Origin of the sequence: Nonomuraea endophytica, from assembly GCF_014203235.1 — a bacterium.
Taxonomy (GTDB): Bacteria; Actinomycetota; Actinomycetes; order Streptosporangiales; family Streptosporangiaceae; genus Nonomuraea; species Nonomuraea endophytica.
In genome coordinates, this window is sequence record NZ_JACHIN010000026.1 from 37,092 (window position 1) to 58,521 (window position 21,430).

Below are 21,430 nucleotides of genomic sequence, written 5' to 3' on the forward strand. Positions count from 1 at the left end.
GGATTACCCCTGAAAAGGGCGGCCGCCGTACTCGGCGGGATAACCATGCTGAGCGCGACCGTTGTACTGCTGACGAGCTCGAGCGCAACCGCCGCACTGGCAGTGCCCTGCGGAGACGGCCCGTACAGCGGCGGTTACTACTACGACTCCTCCTACTCCAACCCCAACGCCTGCGGCAAATGCCAGACGGCGGGTGCCAGGCTTGAGGCAACGGGCCGCTGGCGCGCGTACTGCAAGAAGCGCTACAACCCCGCCGGCACGCTTACCCGCGTGGAGCTCTATCGCTTCTGCCTGGCCTGCCGGAGCACCGAGGCACCCCTCATCTGAGGGCAAGGCCGCGTCAGCGGAGGCTCAGCACGATCTTGCCGCGGGTCCGGCCCTGCTCACCCAGCCGATGCGCCTCGGCGGCCCGCTCCAGCGGCAGCACCGCCTCGACCTCGACGGCGACCTCGCCCCGGTCGATGAGCTCGGCGATGCGGGCCAGCGCCGTTCCATCAGGCTCGACGAGGAACGGTGTGGCGCGCACGCCGACGGCTCGTGCGCTGTCGAGCAGGTCGGGCGACACGCCGGAAGGGACCGCGATGAGCAGCCCGCCGGGGCGCAACACCTTCAACGAGCGGTGGCTGGTGGACGCGTGCTCGTCGCCCACCAGATCGAGCACGACGTCGACGTCACGGGTCACGTCCTCGAAGGCGGTGGTGGTGTAGTCGATGGTCTGCTCGGCGCCGAGTTCGCGCAGCCACGCGTGCTTGCCGGCGCTCGCCGTCGTGATGACCTGCGCGCCCAGATGGCGGGCGAACTGGATCGCCAGATGGCCGACACCGCCGGCGCCGGCGTGGATCAGCACCCGCTGCCCGGCGCCCACCTGCGCGGTGTCGACGAGCGCCTGCCAAGCGGTCAGAGCCGCCAGAGGTACGGCTGCCGCCTGCTCGTGGCCCAGTGTGGAAGGCTTGCGCGCGAACTGGCGGGCCGGGGCGGTGACGTAGTCGGCGTAAGCACCGGCGGGCCTGGGGAACCACGGCATGCCGGACACCTCATCGCCCGGCTTCCACACGGTGACGCCGAACCCCGTCTCCTCCACCACCCCGGAGACGTCCCAGCCCAGCACGAACGGCGGCTCGCCCAGCACCCCCGCCATGCCGCCCCCGGCCCGTGTCTTCCAGTCCACCGGGTTGACGCCGGCCGCGTACACCCGAACCAGCACCTCGGTGGGCAGCGGCTCGGGCCTGGGTGCCCCGCGCGTCTCCAGAACCTCCGGGCCACCGAACCGCGCCTGAATGATCGCCCGCATCGCGAACTCCTCGCTTCTCTGCTCTCGACCTGACGACGGCAAGCTATCCTCCGGATGGTAGTGACCTGCAAGGCTTACTACTACCCGATGGGAAGTAAGGAGGTCAGCTGTGGTGATGCGGTGCGAGAGCGGCAAGCACGACCACCATGACGTCTACGCCGCGCTCTGTCCATGCCGTGATGTGCTGGACCTGCTGGCCAACAAATGGTCGGCGCTGGCCATCGGCGCCCTGGAGAACGGGCCGCAGCGCTTCGGTGAGCTGCAACGCCACCTGCAGGGGGTCAGCCCCAAGGTGCTGACCCAGACATTGCGCCGCCTCGAACAGGCCGGTTTCCTCGACCGGACGATCTACCCCGCCGTCCCCTTGCACGTGGAGTACGCGCTCACCCCCCTGGGCCACAGCGTGACCATCCCGCTGGGACTGCTGCGCGAATGGGTCGAACAGCACCTCGACGACATCAAGGTCCCCTCCCCCGACTGACGTACATCTGGTCAGGCGGGCGGTTCCACGCCCAGGGCGTGCCGGAAGACGCCGCGCGGGTCCCAGCGGGCCTTGGCCCGCTGCAGGCGGGGGTAGTTGTCCTTGTAGTAGAGCGTGCGCCCCGGCACGCCGGAGGTGTTCCATCTCGGGTCGACGAGGTCGACGTCGGGGTAGTTGATGTACGAGCCGTCGCTCACCTCACCGGGCACCGGGACGCCTCCGGTGTCGGCGTACACGTCGCGGTAGAAGGCGCGGAGCCAGGACAGGCGGGCCGCGTCTTCGGCCGCATCGGTCCAGGTCGAGTAGTAGACGGCCTTCATGACCACGTCACGCTGGGCGACCGCCGTGGCCTGCGGCGCCACCGCGCGTACCTGGCCGCCGTAGCCGATGAGCAGCATGCCGGAGCTCGCGCTCCCGGTGGCGTCGGTCAGGTTGCGGTGTACGGCGGCGAGCTGCTCGTCGGTCAGCGACCGGCGCAGGTACGCGGCCTTGTTCTTGTACCGGCGGGCGGTCGCGTCGCCGGCCTCACCCGTGCCCGGCCAGGTCATCTTGTGCAGCCACGGCATCGTACGCCGGGTGTCGGCCACCGGTTCGACGCCGGTCCCGGCGGTCACCGCGGACACGAACTCGCTCACCAGCCCGTCCGCGTCCGGCAGACCCGCGTCAGTCTGTACGGCCAGCGAGAAGTACCCGGCGGCGCGGTGCGACAGCAGGAAGATCGCGTACAGGCCGGCCGAACGTGAGCCGGGTGCGCTGTTGTCCTCGTGCCAGGCGCCGAAGTTGCGCACCAGCCTGGTGAACGCCCGCTCGGTCATGCCCTCCCAGGACCAGGCGAGCACACACTCGAGCATCTCCGCAGGCGAGGGCGGCAACAACTTGGCCGGATCGGTGCCGGTGGCGTCCGGCGAGCGCAGCCAGTACTTGGTGACCACCCCGAAGTTGCCGCCCCCACCGCCGGTGTGCGCCCACCACAGGTCGCGGTGCGGGTCGTCGTGCTCGCGGGTGGCGACCACCGCGCGGGTGGTGCCGTCCCGGTCGACCACCACGACCTCCACGCCGTACAGGTGATCCACCACCGAGCCATACCGCCGTGACAGCGCCCCGTACCCGCCGCCCGCGATGTGCCCGCCGGCGCCCACCGCAGGGCAGCCGCCTCCGGGGATGGTCACGCCCCACCCCTTGAACAGCGTCCGGTACACCTGCCCGAGCGTGGCTCCCGGCTGCACCGCGAACGCCCTCCGGCCGGCGTCGTAGCCGACCGCGTCCATGCCGGACAGGTCGAGCAGCGTACGCACGGCCGGGTCGGCGGTGAAGTTCTCGAAGCAGTGGCCACCGCTGCGCACCGCGACCCGCCGCCCCGCGCGTGCCGCCTCGGTCACCGCCCGCACGACCTGATCGGTCGAGCCGAGCACACGGATCTCCTCCGGCCGGCCCGCGAAGCGGAAGTTGTTACCGCGCAGCAGGCTGTCATATCGAGGGTCGCCCGGACGGATCCGCACCGGCCCGAGCGCCTCCGGCTCAGCGGCCACCGAGGCCGCCCCGACCACCCCCGCCGCCACCGCGCCACTGGCCACGACCCCAACGCCGGCGAGCAACCCCCGACGACTCACGTGGTTGCCTTCTGATCGGCCCATTCCCGTCCTTCCGCCGCCGGCGCCCTGGTGACCGGGTCCCTCCACCGTCCCAACACGGCACCCATCGACGCATCGACCGATCTCCTGAAACAGCGGCTCCACCGGACAGCTCCCCCGAACCCACCGATCAGCTGACCCACTCATCCAGGAGCAGGGCGAACTCCGCCGCGGAGCCGTCTGCCGGATCGCCCTGGTTTAGGCTGCCTGACGTGAACCAGACCCCGTATCAGCCGACGCCCCCGCCGGGTAATGGTCCGCTCCTGAAGCGGCCGGGGATGCTCGCTGTGATCATCGTTGCGGCTTGCCTCGGCGTGGGCCTCGTGGGCGTCGGCGGATTCCTGATCGTCCGCGCCCTGACCAAACCCGCAAACAACGGCGTGACCGCGGTCATCATGCAGCCGACCGCCCCGCAATCGACAAAGGACGCGATCCAGCAGCGCCTGCTGGCGATGCCGCAGGCTGAAACGGTCTACTACGCTTCATCCAACGAGTTGCCCGAATGGTTTCCCGGGAAACGCCCGTGGGGCGTCGTCACTCATCCGGATGCCTATCTGGTGAAGTTCAAGCCGGGCGCCGACCCCGACACCGTGCAGGAGACCCTACGCACCTGGCCAGGCGTGGACATGGTCACCTACGTGACCAACACTGACCAGACCATCGGCACGGGCGGGACCGGCTGAAGCACCGGCCGCTGTCCGGCGCACCTCAGGAAGGACGGCCACCGCCCTGGCTGATGTGCGGGCGGTCAGGTCAGCGCGGCGGCTCCGAAGGAGACGCTGAATCGTTTGCACCAGATGGTGACGCTGGTGAAGACGTCGAGATCGGTGTCCGCGGGAATGGCGTAGTTGGCGTTTCCCTTGTTGCCCTTGAGGTTGCCGAGTTCGACGGAGCGCCCCTTCCCGACGCTGAACCAGTCGTCGGTCACCGGCCGGTCGGTGAGCCACACGCGCAGGTCGGGTCCGTCGGAGGTGTCGAGCTTCTCGATCCGCAGAACCCGGCTGCCATCGGCAAGGCGCAGGATCTTCGCCGTGCCCTTGGTCCGGTGCTCGTGGCTGCGGAACTCACCACTGGCCACTTCCATGACGCCCGGAGCCGTCCGGGTGGCGGAAGGCGTCACGGAGACAGCCGGCAGCGCCTCATCGACCGTGACGGTGGTGAACAACCGCCAGGGCTGGAAGAGATACAGGCCCACCGACGCGACCACCAAGGCCAGACCGGCGGCCAGCCAGATCACCGGCCTCCTGAAGATACTCACGCTCCCAGGTAACCGCACCGACCCCGGCCAGGGTCTTACGGAGCGCTTACGCCTGCCACCGTGGAGTCGCAGGGAAGCGGTTCGCGGTGGTCGGCGCGCAGGCCGTCGAGGGAGATGTGCAGCAGCCTGTTCCACATCCGGGGGCGGCACTCGTCGGTGATCTGAACGGCGTGGCCCAGCGAGACCAGGAGAAGGAGCAGGTCATCGGTGGTCACACCGGGACGTAGCAGGCCCGTGGCGCAGGCGCGGGCACACAGTTGCTCGATGACGAGGCGCAGCTGATGGATGCCTTCGAGGTCGGGCTCCGCCAAGGTCAGCGCCAGGTTCTCCATGATCGCGCGGTGGCGGGCGTAGCCGGTCAGGGCCTGCTGGTAGAAGGTGGTCAACGCCGCCCAGGGGTCCTCGGCATCGATCGCCGCCTGGCGTGCCGATTCCGCCCACGTCATGAAGTCCCTGCGCAGGACCGTGTGGACCAGATCTTCCTTCTTCGGGAAATGCCGGTAGAGGGTGCCCATACCCACCCCGCTGCGGCGGGCGATCTCGCGTACGTCCACCGCTGCGCCCTGTTCGGCCAGCACTTCGGCGGCGGCCTCGACGATCGCTTCCCGGTTACGGATCGCGTCCACGCGCGGCGTGCGGCGCCGGGTGGTGGTTCGCGGTTCAGCCACTGCCATGCGACCGAGCATACCTTCCCATGCGGAGCACTTGCTCCGCATAAGTGCTACTTTGAGGAGCAAGTGCTCCGGATAACGAAGGGAATGCCATGTCCGAGGCTCCTGCCACCGAAAGTTGGAACGATCGCATCGTCGCCGAGTTCCGGGCGAACGCCGGGTACGTGTCGTGGAGCAGCGAAGAGGATTTCGCCGCAGGCCGGCCCGTCCCGCCCCGGATTCCCGGGTTCGACGAGCAAGGCATGCCGCTCATCTTGGTGCACCACATCGGGGCCAAGACCGGGCGCGAGCGGATCAGCCCGTTGTTCTACCAGCCGGTCGGCGATGGCTGGGCCATCTTTGGAACCTACGGCGGCAGTCCGCGTCATCCGGTCTGGTACCACAACCTCATGGCGAATCCGCAGACCACGGTCGAGGTGGGCACGGAGACAGTGCCGGTCATGGCTCGGCTCGCACAGGGCGAGGAGCGCGAGCGGCTCTGGGCGAAGGAGGTGGCGCTCGTCCCGAAGTTCGCCGAGTTCGAGGCGGTTTCCGGCAGGCAGATCCCGGTTGTCGTGCTGGAGCGTGTCCACGGACACGCCTCATCCGAGAAATGACCGAGGGCGATGGACGTCATACGGCAGCGGCCAGGCGTCCCATCACCGTGTAGGCCTGAACGGCGAGCTCGCCGGCGAGGGCGTCTACGCCGGAACCCTGTGCGTCGCCGCGCTCATCGACCGCAGCGAAGCCGCCCAGATCGCCGAAGACCACGCGTTCGACGGCCGGCAGCTCCCCATCGCCGACCCCGACCACCGCATCGAGCAGGTCCACCCCGCCCGGTCTGGTCAGTAGGTCGATACATTCCTGAAATTGGACCTCGATCAGGTGGAAGGATCGGCTCTTATCGCGGGTACCAATTGTTGTCAGGCTGAGTGGCATGACAACGACAGCGACCCGCTTCGACGGCCGGCTCCTCACCCCCGGCGACGCCGGCTACGACACCGCCCGTACCGTCTGGAATGCCATGGTCGACCGGCGGCCACGCATGATCGTCCGCGCGGCGGGCGTCGCCGACGTGGTCGCCGCCGTGCGGATGGCCAGGGAACTCGATCTGGAGATCGGCGTGCGCTGCGGCGGCCACAACGTCGCCGGCTTCGCCGTTCCTGATGGTGGTCTCATGATCGATCTGACGCTCATGGGCGGCGTGCGGGTCGACCCGGCCCGTCGCCGGGCGTGGGTGCAGGGCGGCGCGCTGCTCGGCGCGCTCGATCGGGCGTCTCTGCCGTACGGCCTGGCCACGACGGCCGGCAACGTGTCGCACACCGGCGTCGGCGGGCTCACGCTCGGCGGCGGCATGGGCTGGCTGGCCCGCCAACATGGCCTGGCCTGCGACAACGTCGTCTCCTACACGATGGTCACCGCCGAGGGGGACGTGGTGACCGCGAGCCGTACCGAGAACCCCGATCTGTTCTGGGGGTTGCGTGGCGGTGGCGGCAACTTCGGCATCGTCACCGAGTTCGAGTTCGCGTTGCATCGCATCAGTACGCGGACGCTGGTCGCCGAGTTCGACTTCCGCGCCGAGGACGCCGTCCCGGTCATCGAGGGCTGGCGTGATCTGAACGCGGTCGCGCCCCGGCAGGCGACGTTCACCGCCGATGTCGGCAGCGGTCCCGCCGGGCCGATCGCGACGGTGGGGTTCGTGTGGGCCGGCGACCCGGACGAGGGCCGCCGGCTGCTGCCCGCGATGCGGGCGCTCGGGCGTCCCGTCGCCTCGCGCGTCACCACACCGTCCTACCTCGAACTTCAGCGGCGCAACGACTCCACCGGCGGTCACGCCTACCGCCGCTACTCCAAGGCGCACTACCTGCGGGGATTCCCCACCTCGGCGATCGAGGCGTTCCTGCTGCGCGGCGGCTCCGACCTGAGCGCGAGCCCGTACCTGCCGGGCGTCGGCCTGCAGGCCCACGGCGGCGCGATCGCCGATGTCCCGGAGGCGGACTCCGCGTTCAGCCATCGGGGCACGATGTTCGAGTTCGGCGCCGGCTCCCGCTGGACCGACCCGCATGAAGACGACGCCAGGATGGACGCCGCCCGTGCCGCCGGTGCGGCGCTCGCGCCGTACGCGAGCGGGGTGTATGTCAACGCGCTGACGGCCGACGAACTGGCTGATGGGCAGTCTGGTGTACGGCGCGCGTACTCGGCGGCGAAGCTGGCCCGGCTGACCGCGGTCAAGACCGCCTATGACCCGGCCAACGTGTTCCATCTCAATCAGAACATCCGCCCGGCGCAGTGACGCGTATCTCCCGGATGGCCGTCGCCAGCAGTGCGACCCCTTCGGTGATGGCGCGCTCGCCGAGGATGGCGTAGCCGAAGATGAGGCCACCAGGTCCGGGTCCGGCGATCCGGTACGGGCCGACGCCGTGGATGCCCAGCCCGTGCCGGGCGGCGGCCGTCACCACCGCCGTCTCGTCGAGGTCGGGCGGGAGCCAGGCGACCACGTGCTGACCGGCGGCGATCCCGGCCGGTTCCAGTTCGGGCAGGTGTGTGCGCAGAGCGTCCAGCAACGCGTCGCGGCGACGGCGGTACACCGGACGCATCCGGCGCAGGTGGCGGTCGAACTCGCCGCGTGCCAGGAAGTCGGCGAACGTCAACTGGTCGATGACCGGCGAACCGCGATCGGCGAGCACCTTCGCCGCCGCCACGTCGGTGACCAGGTGGCGAGGCACGACCATCCAGCCGAGTCGGAGGCCGGGGGCGAGCGTCTTGCTGGCCGTACCGCAATAGACGACGTGATCGGGCGCCAGGCCCTGCATGGCGCCCACGGGCGAGCGGTCGTAGCGGTACTCGGCGTCGTAGTCGTCCTCGATCACGAGCGCGCCTCGGCGGCGCGCCCAGCCGATCACTTCGGCTCTCGCCGCGGCCGACAGCACTCCCCCGGTGGGCCATTGGTGTGAGGGCGTGAGTACGACGGCGTCGGCGTCGGCCCGGTGGAGCGCGTCGACCTGAACTCCGGCCGGGCCGACCGGGATGCCGACCACGTCCAGACCGGCCGCGGCGGCCAGCACCCGGGCGTCGTCGTCGGACGACGGGTCTTCCAGGGCGATCCGCCTGGCGCCGCGCTGGACCAGCACCTGGATGAGGAGCGAGATACCCTGCCCGAAGCCGTTGCAGATCACCACGTTGCCGGGGACGGCCGAGGTGCCGCGGACCCGGTTGAGGTAGTCGCACAGGGCCTCGTGCAGTTCCGGTACGCCGCGCCCGTCGAGGTAGGCGAACCGGTCGTTGGGCGTGGTGGTGAGCACGGTGCGTACCGAACGGAGCCAGGCCGAGCGCGGGAACTGGGACACGTCGGTGCGGCCGTACCCGAAATCGACCCTGAAGGCGGCACGGCGCGCGACCGGCGTCGGCGGCGCGGAGCCCGCGGCGGCGGTCGGCGGCAGCGCCACGGCGACCTGGGTGTATCCGCCCGATCGGCTGGCGAGGTAGCCCTCGGCGACGAGCTGCTGATAGGCCTCGACGACCACCCCGCGGGAGACCCCGAGCCCGGCGGCGAGCGTGCGGGTGGGCGGCAGCGACGCGCCCGACCGCAGCCGGCCGGCCCGGATGCTCGCGCGGATGGACGCCCCGATCTGCCGGTGCAGCGGCACCCCGGCGTCGCGGTCCAGTTCGATGAGCAGGTCCTCGGCCGGCCCGGAATTGGTACTCGAACGGCCCATGGGATCGGACCTTATCGGCGTGTACCGATTCCTGCCAGGCTGAGTGACCCGCAAGCAGCTCACAGGAGGCCACAGATGAACGACACCGAGCCGCAGACCGCCAGTGGGAAGGTGCTCTTTCACTTCGCGATGTCCCTCGACGGGTTCGTGGCGGGCCCCAACCACGAGATGGGCTGGATGGCCGGTACGGACAGACCGGGCATGGAGCGCGAATACGAGCGGACCACCGGAGCCATCCTGGGCGGCCGGGACGGGTATGACGCCCTGCCCGGGGCCCGCCCCTACTCCAGCGACTGGGATGGACCGATCTTCGTGCTCACCCACCATCCCGAAGACGCCCCGCCCGCCGCCGGGATCACGTTCCTGAACTGCGACGTCGCCGAGGCCGTGCGGATCGGGCTGGAGGCGGCCGGGGGCAAGAACCTCGAAGTGTTCTCCCCGACCATCGGGCGTCAGCTACTCGACCTGGGGCTGATCGACGAGATCGACCTGCACATCATGCCGGTCATGCTCGGTCACGGCATCCGGCTCTACGACAATCCGGGCAGCGAGCCGATCTACCTTCACCACGTCGGCCAGAGCGACCCCGTGGCAACCGTCAACGTCCGCTACCGCCCCATCAGCAAGTGACTACTCGGCCCAGGCGTTGTTGAGGATGATCTCCACGAAGTCCTCGCGCCGGTAGCCGGGTGCGAAGTGGGCGAGGACGTCGGCGTTCACGTTGCCGAAGGTGGTTTCGGGGCGGCGGATGTTGCCCTCCTTGAACGCGGCGAGAATCTGCTTCTTGAAGTCGGGGCGCGGATGCGCGGTGGTTACGGCGTCGCGCTGGGCGTCGCTGAGCTCGTGGTACCAGATGCCTAGTACGTCGGTCTCGACGCCCGCCGTCACGAGGGCGACCTCGGGGATCATGAACTCGGGCACCCCCGGAGTGGTGTGCAACGCGATGCCCGTCCACACGGCGTCGGCGCGGTTCGCCTGGATGCCCCGGGACGTGAGAAAGTCGCGGGCGGCGTTGGCGCCGTCGACCTCGAAGCGCAGTTTCGAGTCGTGGAAGGCGTCGGTGAGGCCGAGGTCGTGGAACATCGCCCCGGCGTACAGGAGTTCGAGGTCGACGTCGAGGCCACGGCGCTGCCCCATGAGCGCTCCGAAGAGGAACACGCGCCGTGAATGGTGGTAGAGCAGGTCGTTCTCCTGCTCGCGGATGTGGTCGGTGATGTCGCGCACGAGTGCGGTGTCGGGAATCGCGATTCCGGCGATGGTCTCGGACATGGGGTGTCTCCTGCCTGGTCGGGTTCCTCGGGTGGGTCAACTCCAGGATCTCGGCGGCGGGCGGGACAGTGTGAGTGTCCAATTTGACATCTTGCCCACGAATATGGACATGCTCTGGTGTGGGAGTTCATCGGGTGGTGTTTCTCGCGTTCGAGGGGATGAAGCAGCTCGACGTGGCGGGTCCCGCCGAGGTGTTCGCGGAGGCCGCGCGGCTCGGCGCGCCGTACGAGCTCGCATATGTGTCGTCCACGGGCGATCCGGTCGGCACGTCGATCGGGACGAGGGTCGAGGTGGGCGGCATCGCTGAGCGTGTCGCGCACGCCGACACGGTGATCATCCCTGGTGGTGACGCGCTGCCGACGGCGCCCATCTCCGCTGAACTGCGCGCTGCGACGGCGCATCTGACGAGCGTCGCAGATCGGGTCGCATCGGTCTGTACCGGTGCGTTCCTGCTCGCGTCCGTCGGCGCGTTGGACGGCCGGCGGGCGACCACGCACTGGGCGCACGCGGCTCTGCTCGCACGGATCTGCCCTAGCGCGGAGGTCATCCCCGATGCGCTGTTTGTTCATGACGGGAAGGTTCATTCCTCCGCCGGGGTGTCGTCGGGGATCGATCTCGCGCTCGCGCTCGTCGAAGCGGATCACGGTCCCGAGCTGGCCAGGGAGGTCGCCCAGCAGCTCGTGGTTTACATGCGGCGCCCGGGCGGGCAATCGCAGTTCTCCACCATGCTGCGCGTCTCCCCCAGCAGCCAGGCCGGCGTGAAACGGGTCGTGGACGCGGTGTCCGCCAGGCCGGCGGCGCCGTACGACATGGCTGGGCTGGCGATGATCGCCGGGGTCAGCCCTCGGCACCTCGCCCGCCTCTTCGAAGCCGAGATCGGGATGAGCCCGGTCAAGTTCGTCGAGCAGGTCCGCTTGGAGACGGCCAAGGTGCTCCTTCTGCGCGGGGAATCGGTCGCCGTCACCACGCAGCGGGCGGGATTCCAGAACGCGGAGACCATGCGTCGCGTATTCGTCAGCCGGCTCGGGATGCCGCCGAGCGTTTACCAGCAGCGCTTCGCCACGACAACTCGAGCGGTTTAGAAAGCCCTGCGGCCGAGTGGACAGCCGCCCTTCAGAACCGGCCGGGCAGGTCGAGCCAGGTCCGCGCCGACGTCAATGTGCTGGGCAACGCATGCCACGAGCGGGCAGCGTCCGCGCCGATCTGGCCGGCCGCGTTCACCGCCCAGGCGTGGCCGGTGGCTGGATCATGCCGTGCGTTGCCCCGACCGGCCGGTACCGCCGATGGCCGTACCCGCGCGATCGAGGCGGTTGCGCGTCTGCCGCCCACGCCATCGAGAAGGGCCGGGACCTAGCTTCGGTGAGCGGCCGGCACCGCCTACTGTCTGCTCCCGGCCTGACGGCGGCGCCGGCCGGCGGCTAGCTCAGGTGCCGGGCGAAGAACCGGGCCCCGGCGTCGATCTCGAACGACGGGACGCCGGTGTGCCCGCCGAGATTGGCGTGCAGCGTCTTCTCCTTGGTGCCGAATGTGTCGAACAGGTCCAGGGCCGCCTGCCGGTCGTTCCCTTCGTCATCCCACTGCAGCAGGACCTGCAGCGGAATGGTGACCCGGCGGGCCTCCTCGAACAGGGCGGCGGGTACGAAACTCCCGGCGAACAGGTTGGCGGCCGAGATGCGCGGCTCGACCACTGCCAGCCGGATGCCGACGGAGATCACTCCGCCCTCGTACCCGACGGGGCCGCCGATCTCGGGCAGCGAGAGGAGTGCGTCCAGGGTGGTCTGCCATTCCGGGACCGCCCTTTCGACCAGCGGGAGGACGAGTGCGTCGACGATCTCGTCGACCGGTTCGCCGGCCTCGATCGCCCGCCGCAGGTCGCTACGGGCCTGCTCGGCGGCGGCCAAACGGGGGCGGTCGCCGGCTCCGGGCAGCTCGATGGTGGCCGCGGCGAAGCCGTACTCCGCCGCGTAGTGCCGGGCCCGCCGCGCCAGCCGGGGACGCATCTCGCGCAGTCCGCCGGGGTGGCCGACCAGGATCAGCGGCGCCGGTGCGGAGGCGGATCCGGGCGTCCACAGGATGCCGGGGATCTCGCCGAGGGTGAATTCGCGTTCGAGGACGCCGTCGTCGAGACGCTGTTCAGAAGTGAAGCGCATGGTCGTGCCTTTCGGGAGTGCTCTTGAAACGGCGCTCCCGGACGACCTATCGCCCGACCGTGACCCCGGAGGGAAGCACCCATGTCGAAATGTTCACGGGTACCACCTCCTCGTTCTCTCGCACGGCCTCCCGAAAACTAGCAGCGGCCACTGTGGCGCGCCAACGGGTTTTCGCGGACGGAGCCACTCACCTAAGGACCAAGGCCGTGTAGCCCACAACTCGCCTGATGTCGAAGGTTTTCAGCAGGAACGTGCTGCGGCTGGAAGACATCGCCGCACGGTGGGCGCGACTCGACCCCGACATGCGCCAGGTGGCGACACACCCACCCGCTAAGGGCCACGACTGACTTCTGTTCGGGTAAAGCCCTATGGCAGCAGGATCGTGCCGGCGCCGAGTAGGGCGCAGATGCCGAGGACGCGCAGCATCGGCCATTTCAGCACGAACGTCATCACGAGCGCCGTCAAGGTGATCACGCCGGCGATGGGGTTGAGCGTGTCCAGGGAGGGGAGCTGGATGGTCAGCGGGCCCCATGCCCAGGTGAAGGTGCGTTCGAACAGGGTGTGTTCGGCGAAGTACAGCGCCAGGTTGGCTATGACGCCGACCACGGAGGCGGTGATGCCGGTTAAGGCGGCGCTGATGGCGGTGTTGTGGCGCAGCCGTTCGACATAGGGGGCGCCGAGGAAGATGAACAGGAAGCACGGCACGAACGTGACCCAGGTGGTCAGCAACGCTCCCAGCAGCGCGCCGCCCCATGATGTCAGGAGTCCGGGGTCGCGGTAGGCGCCGAGGAAGGCGATGAACTGGACCACCATGATGAGCGGGCCGGGGGTGGTCTCGGCGAGGGCGAGGCCGCGGACCATCTCCCCCGGGCTGAGCCAGCCGTAGTCCTCCACGGCGCGCTGGGCGACGAAGGCGAGCACGGCGTACGCGCCGCCGAAGGTGACCAGCGCGGTGCCGGAGAAGAACAGTCCCTGGGTGGTGAAGACGCTGTCGGTGCCGAGGAAGAGCGCCACCGCGGCCACCGGCAGCCACCAGGCCGCCAGCCCGACGGCGAGGATCTTGGTCGCCGAGCGCCGGCTGGGCTGGGCGTGGTGCAGGGCGTCGTCGGGGATCAGCGGGGGCGTGCCGCCGTCGTCGGCGTGGCCGTTGCTTTTCGCGAGGACCTGCGGGGCGAGCTTGTGGACCGTCCAGCCGATGAGGGCGGCGACGGCGATCACGATGGGGAACGGCACCGCGAACAAGGCCAGCGCGGCGAAGGCGGCCACCGCCACGGCGGCGAACAGCGGGTGGGTGAGGGAACGCCTGGCGACCCGGATGACGGCCTGGGCGACGATGGCCAGCACCGCTGGGGCGATCCCGGCGAACAGGGCGCTCACCATCGCGGTGTCCTGCCACAGCACGTAGACCGCCGACAGGGCGAGCATCGCGAGCATGCCGGGCAGCACGAACAGCGTCCCGGCGACCAGGCCGCCGCGAACCCCGTTGAGCAGCCAGCCGACATAGATGGCCAGTTGCTGAGCCTCCGGTCCGGGCAGCAGCATGCAGTAGTTCAGCGCGTGGTTGAAACGTCGCTGGCCGATCCAGCGTTTGTCCTCCACCAGCGTGCGCTGCATGACGGCGATCTGCCCGGCCGGGCCGCCGAACGTCTGCAGCGAGATGGCGAACCAGGCCCGCACCGCCTGCCGGAACGGGATCACATCGCGGGTTACGTCAGTCGTCATGTTGACCTCGTTGGGGTGCGCAAGTCCGAAGGTTGGCCTGGCTCATGCCGGTTCCCGCCCCAGCAGCAGTGCCCGCCGGTGAAACTCGTACAGGCCGTCGAAGATCGGCCCGGTGATCTCCAGCACCCGTTCGTCGGAGCAGATCATCGACAGCCCGCGCAGGATCACGTCCACGCCACGGGCCTCCGGCGCGTCGAACCGCTCGTCGTCGATGTCGGCCTCGTGCACGATCTCGGCGAGCTTCCACAGCACCGGATCGCCGAGCTCGTAGCGGCGCAGGATCGTCTCGAAGCTGCAGTCGTCGCCGTGGTGCGACAGATCAGCCCCGCGCATGTCGAACGGCGTCGCGTCGCCGGGCACCGAGGCGGGATCGTCGACGAACACGAACTCCGGCTCGGGATCGACGTGGCGGCGGATCAGCCAGGCGCACGCGGCCCGGTCGATGTGCACGCCGGCGCGGGTGGCCCACCTCATCGCGCTACCTCGCTCGGGCTGTCCTCGGCCAGCGCCCGCACCGCGCGCTGTGCGGCCTCACGCTCGGCGGGCGGAAAGTAGTCCCGACGACCGATCCTGCGCAACTCGGCCTGCAGCCGCTTCAGCGTGCGGCTGCGCTCACCGGGCCGCGCCCCGGCCGCGGTCTCGGCCTGCTGGAGCACCGCCCGGTATTCGGCCGCCCGAGCCTGACGCATCTCGGCGGCGATGTCCTTCTCCTGCGCCGCGCTGCCGGCGGCGGCCAGCCACACCGTGGAGCTGCCGCCCATCTCGCCGATCTCCTCGGCGATCCAGTCGATCTGCTCCCGGGTACGCGCGTCGGCGGGCAGGGCCACCAGCCCATCACCCAGCCGTGCCACACCGAGCCGGTCCAGCTTGCGCCAGATCGAGATCCGCGGCGTCGAGGGCTGGCGCGGGATGCGATACGCCAGCAGCACCCATTGTCCTGCCGTCAATGCCGTCTCCAACCTCATAAACAGCAACCACAGTTACAGTAACCATGGTTGCGCATCGAAGGCACTATTCGGTGTTGCTACGTACCAAGCGTCACTCGACTTCTGGCCATCGACAGCTGAAATCAGACGCGCTTGCCGAGGACTTCGGCCAGCAGGTTGAGCGCGTCGATCACGCGGTCCCGGTCCTCCCCCAGCCCTTCCAGCAGTTCGACCTCCCTGGCCAGTTGCCGAGGGAAGATCGCGTCGACGGCCGCCTCACCGGCGGGCGTCAGCCGTACCAGCGCGGCGCGCCGATCGGACGGGCTGGGCTCTCTCGCGATCAGACCGCGTTTCTCCAGCCGGGTGAGCGTCTTGCTGATCGCCGCGCGCGAGTGGAGCATCTGGTCGGCAAGATGGCGGGCGATGGTCGGGGTGGTGTCGTGCCGAAGCCGCAGGCACACGTCGAGTTCCGCGCCGGTGAGCGCGGCGTCGACGTAGAGCGGATCCAACGCCTCCCCCAGCAGGGCGATGACGCGTTTGAGCGGGCCGATCACCTCCATGGGAGAGGTGTCGAGGTCGGGCCTGGCAGCGGCCCACTGCGCACGGACCCGATCGGTGCTGCGGCTCACGTCATCCTCCAGGATTGTTAACTAGTTGATTACTAGGTTACCTTTAATGGCATGGGAGAGACCACAACCCTCCGACATCCTGCCCCGCTGCTGGGTGTGCTGGGCCTGCTCACCGCCGCGGCGCCGCTGGCCATCGACATGTACGTGCCCGGCTTTCCCGAACTCGGCCGGGAGCTGGCCGCGGGTGAGCCGGCGGTGCAGCTGTCGATGAGCGCCTTCCTGGTCGGACTGGTCGCCGGCCAGTTGGTGATCGGTCCGCTCAGCGACAGGCTGGGCCGGCGCAGGCTGCTGCTGCCCGGCACCGCCGCCTTCGCGTTGCTGTCGGCGTTCTGCGCGCTGATGCCGACGGCGCCGCTGCTGGTGGCCGGCCGATTCCTACAGGGTTGTGCCGGGGCGGCCGGGCTGGTGCTGGCCCGCGCGGTGCTGACCGACCGGCTGGCCGGGCCCCGGCTGCCGCTCTACTTCTCCGTCCTGGCGATGATCCTGGGCGTGGCGCCGGTCGTGGGGCCGCTGCTGGGCAGCGTGATCGTGACCGTCTTCGACTGGCGTGCGGTGTTCTGGGTGCTGAGCGGCATCGGGCTGGTGATGCTGGCCGCGACCTGGCTGGCGGTGCCGGAGTCGCTGGCGCCCGAGCGGCGATCACCCGGCGGGCCGCGGCAGGCCTTCGGGTCCATGGCGGAGTTGCTGCGCCAGCGCGCGTTCACCGGATACACGTTGGCGCTGGGCCTGGCCGCCGGCGCGATGTTCGTCTACATCGGCGCCTCCAGCTACATCTTCCAGGACGGCTTCGGGCTGAGCGCCGTCCAGTACGGGCTGGTGTTCGCCGTCAACGCCGCCGCCATGCTGGTCGCCGGCGCGAGTTTCGGGCTGGCCTCCAAGCGGGTGGCGGTGCCGGCGCTGCTGTCGGGCTACCTCGCCGTCGGCGCGCTCGGCGCGCTCGGCCTGGCCGTCCAGGCGCTGCTCGCGCCCACCTTGGCCGGCACGTGGGCCTGCCTGGCCGTCATGCTGTTCGGCATCGGCGGCGTCTTCCCCGCTGTCACCACCGTCACCCAGATCATCGGCCGGGCCCGCGCCGGTGCCGCCTCCGCGCTGTCGGGCAGCGCCGCCTACCTGTTCGGCGCGCTGGCCGCCCCGCTGAGCGGCACCACGGTGGGGGCGATGGCGGTCGTCGTGCTGGCCGCCATGGCGCTGGCCGTACTGGCGCTGCTGGTCGCGCGGCCGTGGCGTCCAGTGACCGAGAGGAGCTTCGCGTGAACACCATGCGCCTGATCAGAGTGCTCGCGGCGCTGAGCGGCCGCCCGATCCGCCTGTCCAGCGTTCCCGCGCCGGACGACGACCCCGACAGCATCCGGCTGGAGGTCGAGGCCGACAGCCAGGTCAAACCGGGTCGCGGCATCGACACCCAGCGCGGGATCGTCTACGCCACACCCGGGCGCAAGCTGCGGATGGACATCCTGACCCCGCGGGCGCCCGGCCCGCACCCGCTGGTGCTTTACGTGCCCGGAGGCGGGTTCGTTTCGGCCCGGCGCGCGATGGCCGGCCGCCAGCGCCGTCACGTCGCCGAGGCGGGCTTCGTGGTGGCCAGCATCGACTACCGCACCGTCGGCGACCGGGCGACCTACCGCGACGGGCTGGCCGACGTCGCCTCGGCGCTGAGCTTCCTGCGCCTGCACGCCGATCGCTACCGGATCGATCCCGCCAGGACCGCGCTGTGGGGTGAGTCGGCGGGCGGTTACCTGGTCGCCATGGCCGCGGCCGACCCGGGCAACCGCGTCGACGCGGTGGTCGACCTGTTCGGCGCGAGCGACGTCGCCGCCGTCGCCCACGGCTTCGACCCGGCCACGGTGAGAGCCTTCACCGGGCCGGGCACGGCGCTGCCCACCTACCTGCTCGGGCCCGGGCGGGACTTCGCCGATCATCCCGCCGAGGTTGGCCGAGGCCGACCCGGCCCGCCATGTCACCTCGCGGACGCCGCCGTTCCTGCTGCTGCACGGCGACGACGACCGCATCGTCGCGCCCGCGCAGACCGCCCGCCTGCACCAGGCGCTACGCGGGTGCGGCGCGGACAGCACCCGGTACGTGCTGCTGGGCGCCGGCCACGGGGCGCTGTCATCCAACGCCCGGATCTGGACCAGCACCCAGGTCATGGGCATCATCGTGGACTTTCTCCGCTCCCGGCTGAGCCGCGTTCCCGGCGAAGCCCCCATGTGACGGTCACGCTCACCTGCAAGATCGGGAGTTGGCAGAAATGACCATGGTCGAATCGCGGCACCAACTCGTACGCTCAAAGCCGGTAGCAGCCCGAACCGGCGAGGAGCGTCCCATCACCGCCTCATCCAGCTTCGCGGAGTTGCTGCGCCACTACCGGCGCGCGGCGCGTCTGACGCTGGAGCAGCTGGCCGCGGCGTCCGGCGTCAGCGCCCGGACCCTGTCGGACATGGAACGCGGGCGCAGCACCGGACCCCAGCACCGGACCGTCACCGCTCTGGCGCAGGCGCTCGCGCTGGAGGACGACGCCCGTCAGCAGTTCGTCGCGCGAGCCAAGGAGGGCCGCCTGCGTGATCACTGGGCGCGGCCGTCCGGTCTGTACGAGCTGCCGCGTTCGGTGGACGACTTCACCGGCCGAGCCGCCGAGCTGGCCTGGGTGGACGACTTCGTGCACGCCGACGACATGCCGGGGGCCGCGGGCGTGGCCCTGATCACCGGCGCGGCCGGCCTGGGCAAGACCACGTTCGCCGTTCACGCCGCCCACGTGCTGCGGCCGAGCTTCCCGGACGGAGTGTTCTTCGTCGACCTGTTCGGCATGTCCGCCCAGCCGCTCGCCGTCGACGACGCTCTGACGCAACTGCTGCGCGCGCTCGGCAGCACCGATCGGCACGTGCCGCACGACAGGCAGGAGCGTGCTTCCCTGTATCGCTCGCTGCTGCGCGAGCGGCACGTCCTGGTCGTGCTCGACAACGCCGGCTCGGAGGAGCAGCTACGGATGCTGCTGCCGGGCGGCGGCCGAAGCAGGGCATTCGTGACGAGCCGGAGGCTGCTGGCCGGGCTGGAAGGTGTGCACCGGCTGAGCCTCGGCCCGTTGCCGGCGGTGGAAGCGGCGGAGCTGCTGACCGGGATCCTGGCCAAACGCGGATCGGCGGACGGCGGCGCGGCGATCAGCGAGCTCGCCGCGTTCTGCGGCGGTCTGCCGCTGGCCCTGCGGATCGTCGGGAACCGACTCGTCAGCAGGCCCGCCTGGCCCGCCGCCGAGTTCGCCGACCGGCTGGCGGACGAGGAGCGCCGCCTGGACCAGCTCAGAGCCGGAGACCTGAAGGTCGCGACCGCGTTCGGCATGTCCTACGAGCAGGTCGCGGAATCCGCGCGCCGGGTCTTCCGCCGCGCGTCGCTGGTGCCCGGCCGGGACTTCGACGCCAACCTCGCCGCGGTGCTCGGCGGCGTCACGGTCGAAGAGGCCTGGGACGCCCTCGACGAGCTCGTCGACCTCGGGTTGCTGCAGGACGGCGCATCGGGCCGCTACCGCTTTCACGATCTTGTACGGCTGTTCGCCCGGGCCCGCCTCCACGAGGAGGAATCCGCGGCCGAACGGGACGCCCTGACCACGCGGACGACCTCGTGGCTGCTGCGGATGGCCACCACGGCCGGGCGCTGGTTCGAGCCCGCGTACGGCCGCCCCGACGCCGACCTGTCCTCCCGGGAGGAGGCCGACCATTGGCTGCGGGCGAACGTGGACAACTGGCTGGGTGCGTTGCGGACCGCGGCGAGTGGCGGCCGGCACGCCGACGTCGTCGACTGCGCCGAGTCGATGTACTGGTTCTCCGACCGCTGGATGCACGCACCCCACTGGCACGAGGTCTTCACCCTCGGCGCCGAGGCCGCCGCCGCCCTGGGCGATCCGGTACGGCAGGCCGGGCAGCTGAACTCCCTGGCGTGGGTCCATCTGGTGCCACGAGACGACCCCCGAACCGCCCTGAGCTACACGGCCCGTGCACTGGACCTCGCCACCCCCAGCGGCGCCCAGGCCCAGATCGCCTCCGCCCACCACTGCGCGGGAGGCGCGCTCCGACGCCTCGGCCAGCTCGATGAGGCCATCGCGGCGGAAGAGCTGGCGGCGGAGATGTTCAAGACCGTCGGCGACATCGACGCCTACAGCCAGTGCCTGGGCGCTCTGGGCTCCTGCCTCCGCGACGCCGGACACTACGACAAGGCACTGCGCCAGTACCGCGACCTGTGGACCCTGCTTAATGACGACAAGTCGGGACTCTCGCCGAATGTCGTGACCTTCACCCGCCCTATGGCACTGGCCCGCATAGGCGAATGCCTGGGGTCACTCGGCTGCCGAACCGAGGCGATCATCAAGCTCACCGAGGCGATCAGCCTCATGGAGCAGGCTCAGCTGCCCGCCCCGCAGGCCCGTACCCTGGAGACCCTCGCGACCTTGCTGGCCGACGAGGGCCGGACCGGTGAGAGCCGCGCGGCCTACGCACGCGCAGCCGAGGTGTACGAGACCGTCGGGGACACCGAGTCGGGCAGCCGCTGCCACGACCTGGCCACCACCTGACAGCCGACCCGGCCGACGAGAGCAGTCAGCTGACGGGCAGAGCCAGCCGGATGATCGCGCCTTCCCCCGGTGCCGGCGCCGCCGACACGGTGCCGCCGTGGCTCTCCACGATCTGCTTGACGATGGCGAGCCCGAGCCCCGATCCCGGCTTCGGCCGCGCGGCCGCGGCGCGGTAGAACCGCTCGAAAACGTACGGAAGGTCGCCCGGAGGGATCCCGGAACCGTGGTCGCGCACGGTCAGCACGCCGCGTTTCAGGCGCACCTCGACGTTCGCCGCGTGCGGACTGTACTTGGCGGCGTTGTCCAGGATGTTGGCGAGCGCCCTGCTGAGCCGGTCACTCACGCCGCGTACCGTGGTCGGGGTCAGGCTCGTCTCGAACGACATGAGCGGCCAGCGGGCGGCGACCCGGTCCACCTGCTCCCGGACCAGGGCGTCCAGCCGTACCTCCTCCGCCAGGATCTCCGGCTCGCCGGCGCGGGTCAGCTCCATCAGGTCGGACAGCAGCGTGGTGAGTTCGGCGAGCCCGCCGATCGCCGCCGTGCTCAGCTCCTCGCGGTCCTGCAGGGACAGGTTCTCCGAACGGAGCAGGAGTTCCACGTTGGTGCGCACGGCGGTGAGCGGCGTGCGCAGTTCGTGTGAGGCGTCGGTGACGAGCCGGCGTTGCGCGATGGCCGAGCGTTCCAGGGCGTCGAGCATGGTGTTGAAGCTCTCGGCGAGGCTGCCCAGCTCGTCGCCCCGGCTGACGTCCATGCGGTGGGCCAGGTCGCGGGTGTCGGCGATCCGGTGGGCGGCCGTGGTCAGCTCGGAGACGGGCCGGAGCGCCGTGTGCGCGGTGAACCAGCCCAGCAGTGCGGCCAGCACCAGGCCGCCCACGGTCACCGCCACGAACGGCCAGCCGAGCGTGTCCTGCAGCTCCGGGACCTGTTCCAGCATGGTCGGCCCGTAGGTGCTCTCGAACTGTTCGCAGGCCACGAAGTAGGCCACGACCATCACGGTGACGACGCTGATCGCGGCGGCGACGCCGGAGACGAGGGCCAGCCGCCAGCGCAGGCTCATGACGGGTTCCGCAGGACGTAGCCGACACCGTGCACGGTCTGGATCATGCGGGCCGCCCCGTCCGCCTCGGTCTTGCGGCGGGCTAGGAGCTC

The 21,430-nt window shown here is 70.3% G+C and carries 23 protein-coding genes; 10 read left to right on the forward strand and 13 right to left on the reverse strand.

The annotated features are described in order from the left end of the window. The first annotated feature begins 45 nt into the window (after positions 1 to 45). Positions 46 to 327, forward strand: coding sequence for a hypothetical protein (locus tag HNR40_RS50795; protein WP_184975351.1), 282 nt, complete (start codon positions 46 to 48; stop codon positions 325 to 327). A gap of 13 nt (positions 328 to 340) precedes the next feature. On the opposite strand, the gene HNR40_RS50800 is transcribed toward HNR40_RS50795, so the two are convergent. Next, positions 341 to 1,291 (reverse strand): NADP-dependent oxidoreductase, encoded by a 951-nt coding sequence (locus HNR40_RS50800; RefSeq protein WP_184975354.1) that lies wholly within the window; start codon positions 1,289 to 1,291, stop codon positions 341 to 343. A 115-nt stretch (positions 1,292 to 1,406) separates the two neighbouring features. On the opposite strand from HNR40_RS50800, the gene HNR40_RS50805 reads away from it, so the two are divergent. Beyond that, positions 1,407 to 1,772: a winged helix-turn-helix transcriptional regulator gene (locus HNR40_RS50805; protein WP_184975497.1), complete on the forward strand. Its 366-nt coding sequence runs from the start codon at positions 1,407 to 1,409 to the stop codon at positions 1,770 to 1,772. 11 nt (positions 1,773 to 1,783) lie between these two features. Here HNR40_RS50805 and HNR40_RS50810 read toward each other — a convergent pair whose 3' ends face one another. Beyond that, complete coding sequence (locus HNR40_RS50810) at positions 1,784 to 3,346, reverse strand: FAD-binding protein (protein WP_312896851.1); 1,563 nt, start codon at positions 3,344 to 3,346, stop codon at positions 1,784 to 1,786. Positions 3,347 to 3,615: 269 nt separating this feature from the next. Between HNR40_RS50810 and HNR40_RS50815 the strand changes: the two genes are divergently transcribed. Continuing rightward, positions 3,616 to 4,086, forward strand: a complete 471-nt coding sequence (locus tag HNR40_RS50815; RefSeq protein WP_184975360.1) for a cell division FtsX domain-containing protein — start codon at positions 3,616 to 3,618, stop codon at positions 4,084 to 4,086. Between the two features lie 65 nt (positions 4,087 to 4,151). Here HNR40_RS50815 and HNR40_RS50820 read toward each other — a convergent pair whose 3' ends face one another. Beyond that, positions 4,152 to 4,661: a DM13 domain-containing protein gene (locus HNR40_RS50820; RefSeq protein ID WP_312896852.1), complete on the reverse strand. Its 510-nt coding sequence runs from the start codon at positions 4,659 to 4,661 to the stop codon at positions 4,152 to 4,154. 35 nt (positions 4,662 to 4,696) lie between these two features. Beyond that, a complete protein-coding gene (locus HNR40_RS50825; RefSeq protein ID WP_184975363.1) occupies positions 4,697 to 5,335 on the reverse strand; it encodes a TetR/AcrR family transcriptional regulator in 639 nt (212 codons plus the stop codon). Positions 5,336 to 5,424: 89 nt separating this feature from the next. On the opposite strand from HNR40_RS50825, the gene HNR40_RS50830 reads away from it, so the two are divergent. Continuing rightward, on the forward strand, positions 5,425 to 5,928 hold the full coding sequence (locus HNR40_RS50830; RefSeq protein ID WP_184975365.1) for a nitroreductase/quinone reductase family protein: 504 nt from the start codon (positions 5,425 to 5,427) through the stop codon (positions 5,926 to 5,928). 16 nt (positions 5,929 to 5,944) lie between these two features. Here the strand turns inward: HNR40_RS50830 and HNR40_RS50835 are convergent, their stop codons facing one another. Beyond that, a complete protein-coding gene (locus HNR40_RS50835; protein WP_184975368.1) occupies positions 5,945 to 6,250 on the reverse strand; it encodes a hypothetical protein in 306 nt (101 codons plus the stop codon). On the opposite strand from HNR40_RS50835, the gene HNR40_RS50840 reads away from it, so the two are divergent. Continuing rightward, a complete protein-coding gene (locus HNR40_RS50840) occupies positions 6,249 to 7,604 on the forward strand; it encodes an FAD-binding oxidoreductase (RefSeq protein WP_184975371.1) in 1,356 nt (451 codons plus the stop codon). The two genes, HNR40_RS50835 and HNR40_RS50840, sit on opposite strands and share 2 nt — an antisense overlap. Here HNR40_RS50840 and pdxR read toward each other — a convergent pair. Beyond that, complete coding sequence (gene pdxR, locus HNR40_RS50845) at positions 7,576 to 9,027, reverse strand: MocR-like pyridoxine biosynthesis transcription factor PdxR (protein ID WP_184975374.1); 1,452 nt, start codon at positions 9,025 to 9,027, stop codon at positions 7,576 to 7,578. The genes HNR40_RS50840 and pdxR overlap by 29 nt on opposite strands. Before the next feature lie 75 nt (positions 9,028 to 9,102). Here pdxR and HNR40_RS50850 point away from each other — a divergent pair, with 75 nt between their 5' ends. Continuing rightward, positions 9,103 to 9,657 (forward strand): dihydrofolate reductase family protein, encoded by a 555-nt coding sequence (locus tag HNR40_RS50850; protein WP_184975378.1) that lies wholly within the window; start codon positions 9,103 to 9,105, stop codon positions 9,655 to 9,657. Here the strand turns inward: HNR40_RS50850 and HNR40_RS50855 are convergent, their stop codons facing one another. Beyond that, positions 9,658 to 10,296, reverse strand: a complete 639-nt coding sequence (locus tag HNR40_RS50855) for an HD domain-containing protein (protein WP_184975381.1) — start codon at positions 10,294 to 10,296, stop codon at positions 9,658 to 9,660. Positions 10,297 to 10,430: 134 nt separating this feature from the next. On the opposite strand from HNR40_RS50855, the gene HNR40_RS50860 reads away from it, so the two are divergent. After that, positions 10,431 to 11,378: a GlxA family transcriptional regulator gene (locus HNR40_RS50860; RefSeq protein WP_221341836.1), complete on the forward strand. Its 948-nt coding sequence runs from the start codon at positions 10,431 to 10,433 to the stop codon at positions 11,376 to 11,378. Between the two features lie 336 nt (positions 11,379 to 11,714). Here HNR40_RS50860 and HNR40_RS50865 read toward each other — a convergent pair whose 3' ends face one another. The 5 genes from HNR40_RS50865 to HNR40_RS50885 form a co-directional block, all read right to left on the reverse strand. After that, on the reverse strand, positions 11,715 to 12,446 hold the full coding sequence (locus HNR40_RS50865) for an alpha/beta hydrolase family protein (protein WP_184975389.1): 732 nt from the start codon (positions 12,444 to 12,446) through the stop codon (positions 11,715 to 11,717). A gap of 366 nt (positions 12,447 to 12,812) precedes the next feature. After that, on the reverse strand, positions 12,813 to 14,168 hold the full coding sequence (gene chrA / locus HNR40_RS50870; protein WP_184975392.1) for a chromate efflux transporter: 1,356 nt from the start codon (positions 14,166 to 14,168) through the stop codon (positions 12,813 to 12,815). 42 nt (positions 14,169 to 14,210) lie between these two features. Continuing rightward, entirely contained in the window at positions 14,211 to 14,642 is a 432-nt protein-coding gene (locus tag HNR40_RS50875) for a chromate resistance protein ChrB domain-containing protein (protein WP_184975394.1), read from the reverse strand. Further along, entirely contained in the window at positions 14,639 to 15,097 is a 459-nt protein-coding gene (locus tag HNR40_RS50880; RefSeq protein ID WP_221341837.1) for a Chromate resistance protein ChrB, read from the reverse strand. Before HNR40_RS50880 ends, HNR40_RS50875 begins: the two co-directional genes overlap by 4 nt. Positions 15,098 to 15,237: 140 nt before the next feature. Then, a complete protein-coding gene (locus HNR40_RS50885) occupies positions 15,238 to 15,723 on the reverse strand; it encodes a MarR family winged helix-turn-helix transcriptional regulator (RefSeq protein ID WP_221341838.1) in 486 nt (161 codons plus the stop codon). A gap of 51 nt (positions 15,724 to 15,774) precedes the next feature. On the opposite strand from HNR40_RS50885, the gene HNR40_RS50890 reads away from it, so the two are divergent. Genes HNR40_RS50890 through HNR40_RS50900 form a run of 3 tightly spaced genes read left to right on the forward strand, consistent with a single transcriptional unit; the run spans position 15,775 to position 20,281 of the window. After that, positions 15,775 to 16,977 carry a Bcr/CflA family efflux MFS transporter gene (locus HNR40_RS50890; RefSeq protein ID WP_184975400.1) on the forward strand — a complete coding sequence of 401 codons (1,203 nt, stop codon included), beginning with the start codon at positions 15,775 to 15,777 and terminating at the stop codon, positions 16,975 to 16,977. Positions 16,978 to 16,982: 5 nt separating this feature from the next. Then, a complete protein-coding gene (locus HNR40_RS58155; protein ID WP_246510838.1) occupies positions 16,983 to 17,975 on the forward strand; it encodes an alpha/beta hydrolase fold domain-containing protein in 993 nt (330 codons plus the stop codon). After that, a complete protein-coding gene (locus tag HNR40_RS50900) occupies positions 17,972 to 20,281 on the forward strand; it encodes an ATP-binding protein (RefSeq protein WP_184975405.1) in 2,310 nt (769 codons plus the stop codon). Before HNR40_RS58155 ends, HNR40_RS50900 begins: the two co-directional genes overlap by 4 nt. A gap of 25 nt (positions 20,282 to 20,306) precedes the next feature. Here HNR40_RS50900 and HNR40_RS50905 read toward each other — a convergent pair whose 3' ends face one another. Continuing rightward, positions 20,307 to 21,338 carry a HAMP domain-containing sensor histidine kinase gene (locus HNR40_RS50905; RefSeq protein WP_184975408.1) on the reverse strand — a complete coding sequence of 344 codons (1,032 nt, stop codon included), beginning with the start codon at positions 21,336 to 21,338 and terminating at the stop codon, positions 20,307 to 20,309. Positions 21,339 to 21,430 lie beyond the last annotated feature (92 nt).